At 53.8% G+C, this 8,733-nt stretch carries 10 protein-coding genes; 4 read left to right on the top strand and 6 right to left on the bottom strand.

Annotation, left to right across the window (positions count from 1 at the left end; genetic code table 11):
- From CPT76_RS05015 to CPT76_RS04995, 4 genes are all read left to right on the top strand, one after another.
- A partial coding sequence (locus CPT76_RS05015; RefSeq protein ID WP_258168092.1) for a RuBisCO large subunit C-terminal-like domain-containing protein occupies nucleotides 1-561 on the top strand: 561 nt, incomplete at its 5' end.
- Nucleotides 558-1,232 carry a 2-hydroxy-3-keto-5-methylthiopentenyl-1-phosphate phosphatase gene (locus CPT76_RS05010; RefSeq protein WP_105442135.1) on the top strand — a complete coding sequence of 225 codons (675 nt, stop codon included), beginning with the start codon at nucleotides 558-560 and terminating at the stop codon, nucleotides 1,230-1,232. The genes CPT76_RS05015 and CPT76_RS05010, both read left to right, overlap by 4 nt.
- Before the next feature lie 2 nt (nucleotides 1,233-1,234).
- On the top strand, nucleotides 1,235-1,912 hold the full coding sequence (gene mtnB, locus CPT76_RS05005) for a methylthioribulose 1-phosphate dehydratase (RefSeq protein ID WP_105442134.1): 678 nt from the start codon (nucleotides 1,235-1,237) through the stop codon (nucleotides 1,910-1,912).
- A 997-nt stretch (nucleotides 1,913-2,909) separates the two neighbouring features.
- Complete coding sequence (locus CPT76_RS04995) at nucleotides 2,910-3,290, top strand: hypothetical protein (protein WP_105442132.1); 381 nt, start codon at nucleotides 2,910-2,912, stop codon at nucleotides 3,288-3,290.
- 135 nt (nucleotides 3,291-3,425) lie between these two features.
- Here CPT76_RS04995 and CPT76_RS04990 read toward each other — a convergent pair whose 3' ends face one another.
- The 6 genes from CPT76_RS04990 to CPT76_RS04965 all read right to left on the bottom strand — a co-directional run bounded on the left by CPT76_RS04990 (nucleotide 3,426) and on the right by CPT76_RS04965 (nucleotide 8,682).
- Complete coding sequence (locus tag CPT76_RS04990; RefSeq protein ID WP_105442131.1) at nucleotides 3,426-4,337, bottom strand: phosphotransferase; 912 nt, start codon at nucleotides 4,335-4,337, stop codon at nucleotides 3,426-3,428.
- A gap of 291 nt (nucleotides 4,338-4,628) precedes the next feature.
- On the bottom strand, nucleotides 4,629-5,465 hold the full coding sequence (locus tag CPT76_RS04985) for a hypothetical protein (RefSeq protein ID WP_258168090.1): 837 nt from the start codon (nucleotides 5,463-5,465) through the stop codon (nucleotides 4,629-4,631).
- Nucleotides 5,466-5,615: 150 nt separating this feature from the next.
- Entirely contained in the window at nucleotides 5,616-6,071 is a 456-nt protein-coding gene (locus tag CPT76_RS04980; protein ID WP_105442129.1) for a hypothetical protein, read from the bottom strand.
- The gene (locus CPT76_RS04975) at nucleotides 6,068-6,691 is read right to left on the bottom strand and encodes an RNA polymerase sigma factor (protein ID WP_105442377.1); all 624 of its coding nucleotides are present in this window, start codon (nucleotides 6,689-6,691) and stop codon (nucleotides 6,068-6,070) included. Before CPT76_RS04975 ends, CPT76_RS04980 begins: the two co-directional genes overlap by 4 nt.
- A gap of 119 nt (nucleotides 6,692-6,810) precedes the next feature.
- Nucleotides 6,811-7,698, bottom strand: a complete 888-nt coding sequence (locus CPT76_RS04970; protein ID WP_105442128.1) for an NAD-dependent epimerase/dehydratase family protein — start codon at nucleotides 7,696-7,698, stop codon at nucleotides 6,811-6,813.
- A gap of 291 nt (nucleotides 7,699-7,989) precedes the next feature.
- The gene (locus CPT76_RS04965) at nucleotides 7,990-8,682 is read right to left on the bottom strand and encodes a DnaD domain-containing protein (RefSeq protein WP_105442376.1); all 693 of its coding nucleotides are present in this window, start codon (nucleotides 8,680-8,682) and stop codon (nucleotides 7,990-7,992) included.
- Nucleotides 8,683-8,733 lie beyond the last annotated feature (51 nt).

The raw sequence follows: 8,733 nt of genomic DNA, 5'->3' as shown, positions 1-8,733 counted from the left end.
AAGAAGGCGATAGGTGCCGGCGCGAACGCGCTGCTGTTCAACGTCTTGTCCTACGGCTACGACGTGCTGCATGAACTGAGCAGCGATCCGGAGATCAACGTTCCGATCGCCGCGCATCCGGCCCTGGCGGGAGCCTTCTACCCGTCGCCGCATTACGGTATTTCGGCCTCGGTGCTGCTGGGCCAGCTTATGCGGCTCGCCGGCGCGGATCTGGTGCTCTTCCCTTCCCCTTACGGATCCGTGACGATGCCTAAGGCGGAAAACATGGCGATTCGTGACGAGCTGATCAGCCGGGAACTGCCAATGAAGGCCAGCATGCCGGTGCCTTCGGCGGGAATTCACCCCGGACTCGTGCCGCTCATCCTGCGGGATTTCGGAACCGACGTGGTCGTGAACGCCGGCGGCGGCGTTCACGGCCATCCGATGGGTACGGAGGCCGGCGGACGGGCGTTTGTGCAGGCGATTGCTGCGGCGCAGCAGTCCATTCCGCTCGCCCAGTATGCCGAAGACGGCCATCCTGAGCTGAAGGCAGCCCTGGACGCCTGGGGGGGCGAACGATGACAGCTAAGAAACGCGTAATCTTTTGCGATTTTGACGGCACGATCACGCTGTCGGATAACATCGTGGCGATCATGAAGCATTTTGACCCGGCCGGGTACAAGCCGATCATGGAAGATACGGTCAGCCAGAAGATCACCCTGCGCGAAGGCGTCGGCGCCATGTTCGCCCTGCTGCCTTCTTCGATGAAGGACGAGATTGTCAGCTACGTCTTGAGCCGGGCAGGCATTCGCGACGGCTTCCGTGAATTTCTGGACTATGCTAAAGAGGAAAATATCGACTTTTACGTGACCAGCGGCGGCATGGACTTTTTTATAGATCCGCTCCTCGAGCCCTTCGGGATTCCGTCCGACCATATTTTTTGCAACAGCGCCGATTTTAGCGGAGAGCGGATCGATATCCTCTGGCCGCACCCTTGCCAGGATCCCTGCCATAACGGCTGCGGGATGTGCAAAACGACGGTCATGCGCCGGTTCCCGGAAGACGAATACGAGCGGATTCTGATCGGCGACAGCCTGACCGACTTCGAAGGCGCCAAAATCGCCGACCTCGTCTACTCCCGCTCCATCCTGACGGACAAATGCGCGGAGCTTGGCGTGAAGCATGTTCCTTTTGAAACCTTTTTTGACATTATCGAGGACATGAAGAAGAAACAACGACAAGGAGTGCTGTAGACATGACCTTTGCCGGCATTAGCCTGGAGCATAAGCAGCTGGTTCTCGGGGAGTTGAGCCTGATCAAACAGCAGTTTGCCGCGAAGAACTGGTTTCCGGGAACCAGCGGCAATCTTTCGATGCGGGTGGGCGAATTTGACCCGGAAGCCTTTTATTTCGCCATTACGGCGAGCGGAAAAGACAAGTCGCTGACGACGCCGGAAGACTTTTTGTTCGTGGACAAGAGCGGCCGGGCGGTGGAAACGACCTCGCTGAAGCCCAGCGCGGAGACGCAAATCCACTGCGAAATATACCGTCTCACCGGCTGCGGCGCCGTGTTCCATGTGCATACGATCTTTAACAACCTGATCAGCGAATGGTTCGGGGAAGCCGGAGCCGTGCCGGCTCAGGGCATCGAGTTGATCAAAGCTTTCAACATTTGGGAGGAAAATGCGCCGATCTCCATCCCTGTGCTTCCGAACTATGCGGACATTCCCCGCATTGCCGAACTCGTGGAAGGCGTGCTGAACCCGGCCGTACCGGGAATCCTGCTGCGCAACCACGGCATTTATGCCTGGGGCAAAAACGCGTTTGAAGCGAAAAAGCATCTGGAGGCGTTTGAATTCATTTTTGAATATTTGTACCGCAGCATGCTTCTTCAGAACAGCGCCGCCCCGCTTACGCTGGATGGCCGGCGTTAATTAGCCGCGGAAGCAGCCTTGCTGCTCATGATGAAAAGAGTAAAAAATCCTTATTCCATACCGGATCAGCCGGCGTCGGAGTAAGGATTTTTTTGCCGGTTAAATACCCGATTCGTTTGTTTTGAAAAGGAAGGCGCCCCTCCAACCACTCCGATCGTTAAGCTTCTGCCCTTATACTCAGGCATGCTGTAAGATTGGGGGACGGAAGCACATCCGGTAAGTAACAGTAGAAGCACTAACAGCGAGCAACCGATGATTTTCAGGACATGTTCCTCCTTATTCAATACGATATAACCATCTATAGCCCGGTTTCGATCTGCCTGAAAATATCGGAGTAAGCGCTTTTGACATTCGTCTCGTTTTTGGTGTCGTTATACAAACCTGTGCCAAATTGATGCCCTGTTCCCCCATCATATCCAAGTACGAAGAAACCGGGTCCCATGTCAGGCCAATCCTCGTAAGAAATCGTAGCATCTATATAGGTCGTAAGGTATTTGGAAGATTCGAAGAAAAAAACGGAATTCCAGCAAGTTTATAGATCCTGGCGTACTGCGGCGATGCGGCTGTCGGCAGCTCCTCTTTCATGATAAAAATGGCGTCGTATGAGGATAAGAACGAATCTCCTTTTTCCAAATCATCAAACGTGATTTGCTTAAAAGTAACATTACTCTCCCGTACCATCGGAACTTCGCCGATCACCCCGATTCTTCAAGCTTCGGCCTTGATACAGCGGGGAGCTGAACGTATCTTTCTCTTGGCTGCAGCCCGCTAAGATGAACACAACCAGCAGGAAAGCAGTCATTATACTTTTCAATCGAGCGCCCCCTTCAAAAGATGCTTACGTTATTTTCTCTATATAAAACGCTTCAAGTGCAAGGAAAGGAACGTTTGATTGGTTTATGTAGGCCTGTCAAAACATCGGATATCCGGGCTATAATGGGATAAAGGAAAATTCTAGCACAGTGACTTCATCTGATAAACAAAGGGGAAATATATAGTGTTGAAAAAATGGTTTATCGGCGCGTCGGGAACCTTGGTTCTGCTATCCATATTGTTGTGGATCATGCTTCAAACCTACCTTCTATACCCGGCTTTTCCACTACAAGGGATCGACAAAAAGACGGCATGGAATCAGGGGATGCTGTCCGGTGATTCGCCTACAGTCCTGCTGTCAGATGAAAAAAACACTTGGTATATCAGCCGGCTCAATTCACAGCAGAATGGTCAGCGCATCATTTCCATGCTGGAGGAGCAGGGGTGGAACTATAAGGAGCAAGAAGGGAGCGGCTATTTTTTCACGAAAGGAGACCGCACCCTCATCGCCACTACCCAAAGATGGGGCAGCCGGTTTGAGCTAACCAAAATCCCCGGCGATTAAGCCATGTTTACTGCCTTGGCATTCAGGCAGCTGGCACCGTCATTCTTAACTGGTTCGGTGGCGCTTATCAAAAAAATTTCGTCCGTTCCCGTTGGACCACGACCATACGCTCCCCGCGGATCATTATCGGCCGTTTCAATCACCGGACAGAGCCCGGCGAATACTGGCCCGCGCTTCTTCCTCCACCCCGGCGTCCTGGATTTGAACCGCCTGAGCCAAAAGGAGCATCGGAATAAACACGCCGATCAGCCTGGCCAGCAGCCTGGTTTCCTCATCCACTTCGCCGTACTGTTCGAAAAACATCTGCCTCTCTGCCGGCCCCAAAAAGCTGTAAGCGATATTGAGATCGCAGCCCGGATGGCCGACATTCAGATCTCCCCAGTCGATCACGCCACTGATTTGCCCACGCTCGTCTGCCAGCATATTTTTAAAGTGCAGATCGCCATGGAGCATTACTTCCTGCGGGGTAATCCGGTCCACGGTAACACGGTGGTCCAAATATTTCTGGATGGCATCATGCTCCTCCCTTGGCAGATGAGGCTTCAGGCTGGACAGGATGTCTACCATTTTCATCTTGCGTGAAGTTACGTCCGTCAGGTTCCGGTGGTCTTCAGAAACCCCCGCTTCCCTTGCCGTTCCCACCGGAAACAGATGAAGTTTATGCAGAAAGCTTCCTAAAGAAGCCGCCGATAAACGCCGCTGTTCATCAGTCAGTCCAACGGGAAACGTTCCGGGAATATAAGTGTAACCAAGAAACGGAAACGGATATGCCTCGCTTTCCAGTCCGTAGAACACCGGTTTGGGATAGGGAAGCGTAATGTAATCGCGAAGGAGCGGCAGCAACCTCCCTTCTGTGAGCAGAAGTTCTACGGCGAAACTTCTTCTTGGAAAACGGAACGTATAGCGGTCTCCCACTTGATAAACGGCGTTATCCCAGCCTTCCCCAATCTGCCTGATCCGAAATCCGGCCAGATCCGGGAACTGGCTTTCGATCAGCTCGCAGACCAAAGCGTCCGTAATGTGAATATCGGCATCCCACTGGTTCATAAGTACGATAACACCTCCTTTTCAGTTATGTCCGGAGCAAGCTGCGGACTTCCATGATAAAAACCTTCATACCCGATTCCGACCCGAACTCATGCTTGAGCATGGGCTATCATAACATTTCCTGAAACAGGAAAGCAATCGATATCGTGCTCCATTGGTTACCGCTATAAATCATTTGCTCGTAAGGCCCCAATGTCACCATACTTATCCTCTTTAATCCCAATAAAAAAACAGCCTGACTCAAGTCAGGCTGCATGAAGGACCGAACAGTATCTTAGAGTGAATATCCGTTTAAAAATCCCCGTGGCTTCTCTCCCGTCCGCTCGGTTTGGGCCCGGTTAACAGCCGGATGCCTACGCCGATCAGCAGCAGGGCCACGATGGCTGTTTTCAAGTAATGTGAAATCCGGTAATCGATATGGAACTCGGGAAACCGCGGATACATATGTCCGGCTCCCGGGAAAGCAGACAGCAGCGTAGCGAGCACTTTGCTGCGGCGTCCTTCCGCCCGGCCGGCCTCCATCTCGTCGAACAGGGTGCGGTCCTCAACCCGTTCGCCAGCCTGCTTGCGGTGAATCAGCTGCACGGCGTCAAACATGCAGTACAGCCAGATGATCGGCAGGATGCCGAGGAACAGCATAAAGAACGCATGGCTGGTCAGGCCGGTCAGGAAGAACATGACAGTCCCCAGCCCAAAAAAGGCGATCAAGAACGACAGGCCCCGCTGCATCAATCCCATATGAAGATGTCCAAGCCCCGGAATAAAGGAGAGCAAAATCGTAAAGAAGCGCTCGTTCTCCGGGCTGGGCTGTGGATAAGGAGGGTACGGCTGCTGCGCATACACGCCTTCCTGGACAAATTCGGGTCCGTTCCCCGGAAACCCAGGCTGCCCCTGCCCGCTATATCCTCCCGGATAAGGACCGGCCCCCGGTTCCCAATGCGGAGGATAAGGCTGCGGCGGATACCCGGGTTGCGGAGCAGGCATACGCACCAGATACACGATTAGGTCCAGCATGCAGATCCCCCATAATATAGCCGCACACAGCAGGGTAAAAGCAAAAAACATGCCGCCTTCACCCAGTGCGATCGCCACCATTACTCCAAACAAAATGCCTCCAAAAAACAGCATAGGGTATATAACCCCTCTCAGCTTCCGTCCCATGTAGTAGTGGCCGAGGCCCGGGATGAAATTGAGAATAAAAGCAGCCATCTTACTGCGTTGTGGATACAAAGTCATCGTTCCTTTCCTTGATTCTGAATGGTCATCGATTCCCTCTTTTTATGGCTTCAGCCGGTCCAGCCAGCCTGTCGTCACATGAACGAGCTTTTCACCATACGTCGGCTGACCGCTGGTCCCTGCCTTTTGCAGCGTTTCCGGGCCCAGCTTGTCGAACCATCCGGTCGATAGGAATACGAGCGTAATGCAGGCCGCCACGGCGTAATGGAACATGCGATGTTCGTACCACCGCCGGCGCCAATTTTCGTTTGCTCCGCGCTTCGCATCCTTGTCTTCGGAAGGAAGAGCATCCATGACGTTGTCGATGAACTGCTGCTCATATTCGAGACCGGGCAGCTTCGGCCCCAGATCATTCATGACCTGCATGTATGCCGCCAGGGCCGAATCGTCCTCCAGCAGCAGCGACTCCAGCGTATCCGCTTTTTCCGGGGAGCAAGCCCCCTGAATGTACTCCACCCAGTCCTGCGTCACCGGCTGGGAGCGCCCTTTGTGACTCATTTCCACTCCTCCTCCTTCCAATGGGTGCGGACCCAGCTTCTCGCCCGGTACAGCCGGGATTCCACCGTTTTGACGGCAATTCCCTGCTCCTTGGCGATCTGCTCGTAATTTTTTTCCTGGATATAAAAATGGATCAAAATTTCTCGGTGCTGCTGCGGAAGGCGATGTAACCTCCGCTCCAGCGTCTCCTTTTTCTCCTTCTTGACCAGCTGGGCCAGCAGATCCGCTTCGCCGGATGGCCATTGGTTCAGCTGCTCTGCATCCGCAAGCTGGTCTTCCCTGCGCCTTCCCAGCTTTCTTTTAGCATCGATGGCTTTATGTAAAGCAATGCGGGTCAACCATGTCTTGAATCCTTGGGACCGGTATTCGGAGAGAGATTTATACACTTGTATAAAGGCTTCCTGGGCCGCGTCCTCGGCTTCCTTGGCATCTTTCAGCACCGAGTAGGCCGTATGGAACACATGCTGTCCGTAACGCTCCACGAGCGTGCGGAACGCGCTTTGGTCGCCATCACGAATTTGCTCGATCAATGCTTCCTCGTCAATAACTCTCTCCTCCTTCCCGTATCTATAGACGCCGGGCCTCCGGGTTAACCCTGCATGTTTTTCAAAAAAATTCATGCCAATATCATCCAAAAGAAAAACAGCCCCTCCCCGAAGGAAAAGGCTGCCCTAAATTGCCGGTTGAATGAATCCGTGCCTGGCTGCCCCAGGCCAGCTGAAGCGCCGCAAATGATTTTCTAAACATTCTCCTGCTGCGATAGCTGCTTGATCAAAGCCGGAACCCACGAGCGGATCGGCTTAAACGAATATCCCAGCCGTTCCGCCTTGGAGGTATCCATCGTCCACGACTCCGGTACGCCAAAAGGAGAAGCATTTTCTTTCGCCGACTCCCGCTGGATGATGGCTTTGCATCCCGTTTCCTTCTCGATCCAGCCGATGATGTCCGACAGTTTGACATCCCCCTGCGAGCAGGCATTGATCGGCCCCTCCACACGCTGGGTTCTCAGCCAGCTCAGGAAAGAGGCGGCCTCTTCAGAATCGATCAACGACAGCTTGGCGCTCAGATTCGGCATGCCGATCGGCGTACCGCTTTGGATCCGCCGGATATGGAATTCAAGCCGCTCCGTGTAATCATCCTCCCCCAGCACGATCGGGAAGCGGACGGCGCAGACCGGGAAGTCTGCCTTTTGGAAAAAGACAGCCTCGGCGAGCCGCTTGCCTTCCGCATAGGAGAAATCATCCTTGCCTCCCATCGTGATCGGATAAATGTACGGGTTGACGTCCTTCTCCTGATTCTGGTGCGAAGAAGGATCGTACACCGACAGAGACGAGGTAAGTATGTATCTTTTGACTTTTCCCTGAAATACGTCACAGGCATCCTGGGCCCCTTGAGGGGAATAGCAGATGTTGTCATATACGACCTCCCACACCCTGCCTCCCGCTACGGCCTGAGCCAGAGATTCCTTATTCTCGCGATCCAGCACCAGCCGCTCTACCCTGTCGCCAAAGGGATCCGGCGTGTTTCCTCTTGTCGCGATGGTGACTTCATGCCCATCCTCCAGCAGCCGCTCAACAAGCCGTTTGCCAAAAAAACGGGTACCGCCAAGGATCAGTATGTTCTTCATGGATATCCTCCTTTAACGTATAAAAAGCTTACAGCCCAGCTTCTTGAACACTATGAAATATTGTACCATACTCCTGCCTGCCGATCATGTTCCCGCTACCCGCCGATCCGCTTTTTTCATATGGAAACGTCCATCGAACCGGCACATATTCAGACGGAAACCAAACCGCTTCCAAGCAGCAGCTGTCCTTACCTGATTCAAACACATGGCCTAATCGCTCTGTTCAGACGCTAAAAAAGCGTACCCTTCCGTTTAACCGGAAAGGCACGCTTTCAACTCAACTCTCTGATGTCAGGCTCTGCCGCCGCCACGGAACTTCTGCGTGTAGGCTCTGGCGTCCTCGGCACTACGCACCCGGTTGCGGCTCCATTCCAGCAGGATCCGGTCTATGTACCGAAAATGGACCTTACCGGCAAAGACTGCCTCCTTCAGCGCCATGCGGATGAGCTCTTCAGGGTAACGGTCCTGGTCCATCCAACCCGAAATCGTTTCGCATTCCATCGGTGAGAGAGGACGGCCGAATTCCTTTTCGAAAACGGTAAACATATTGCTGCTGTCCGTCTCCGGCTTGGCCGCCTTCTTCGTCCGTCTGTTCGCAGCCTGGGCTCGCTGCTTCTCCTCGCTCGCCAGGCACAGGCTCAGCTGATGATACAGGCCGGACAAGTTGTACCGTTCATATTGAATGCCGCGCAGCTCGTCCAGCTCCTCATCGATGGCGATGAACCCTGCCCTCATCAGCTTCTGCAGCGACTCCGCAATCGACTGGGCACCGGATCCCGTAACCTCCTCCAGCTCCTCCATCGTCGGAAAGTCCTTCTGCTCGACCTGCTTGAACGCAATCAGGTGAACGAGCAGCATCGCTTCGCTATCCGTCAGCTTCAGCTTGCGGTAATGGCGAAGCAGCACATACGGAATGACCGCCATGCCTGCCCCGAGTCCGGATGATGCTCCCTCGGCCCATGTCTTCCAACCTGCATTGTCCATGAGCTCCACCTCTTCCGGCATTATGGGTACAAGCGGTACAGCGTCCGCGGG

Origin of the sequence: Paenibacillus sp. AR247, from assembly GCF_002968895.1 — a bacterium.
Taxonomy (GTDB): domain Bacteria; phylum Bacillota; class Bacilli; order Paenibacillales; family Paenibacillaceae; genus Paenibacillus_AQ; species Paenibacillus_AQ favisporus.
This window is presented reverse-complemented; position numbering and strand designations above follow the sequence as displayed.

Bases quoted from the DNA above. Each gene is read 5' to 3' on its own strand.
- CPT76_RS05010 (WP_105442135.1), top strand. From the start codon at position 558: ATGACAGCTAAGAAACGCGTAATCTTTTGCGATTTTGACGGCACGATC.
- mtnB (WP_105442134.1), top strand. From the start codon at position 1,235: ATGACCTTTGCCGGCATTAGCCTGGAGCATAAGCAGCTGGTTCTCGGG.
- CPT76_RS04990 (WP_105442131.1), bottom strand. From the start codon at position 4,337: ATGAACCAGTGGGATGCCGATATTCACATTACGGACGCTTTGGTCTGC.
- CPT76_RS04985 (WP_258168090.1), bottom strand. From the start codon at position 5,465: ATGCTGTTTTTTGGAGGCATTTTGTTTGGAGTAATGGTGGCGATCGCA.
- CPT76_RS04980 (WP_105442129.1), bottom strand. From the start codon at position 6,071: ATGAGTCACAAAGGGCGCTCCCAGCCGGTGACGCAGGACTGGGTGGAG.
- CPT76_RS04975 (WP_105442377.1), bottom strand. From the start codon at position 6,691: ATGAATTTTTTTGAAAAACATGCAGGGTTAACCCGGAGGCCCGGCGTC.
- CPT76_RS04970 (WP_105442128.1), bottom strand. From the start codon at position 7,698: ATGAAGAACATACTGATCCTTGGCGGTACCCGTTTTTTTGGCAAACGG.
- CPT76_RS04965 (WP_105442376.1), bottom strand. From the start codon at position 8,682: ATGGACAATGCAGGTTGGAAGACATGGGCCGAGGGAGCATCATCCGGA.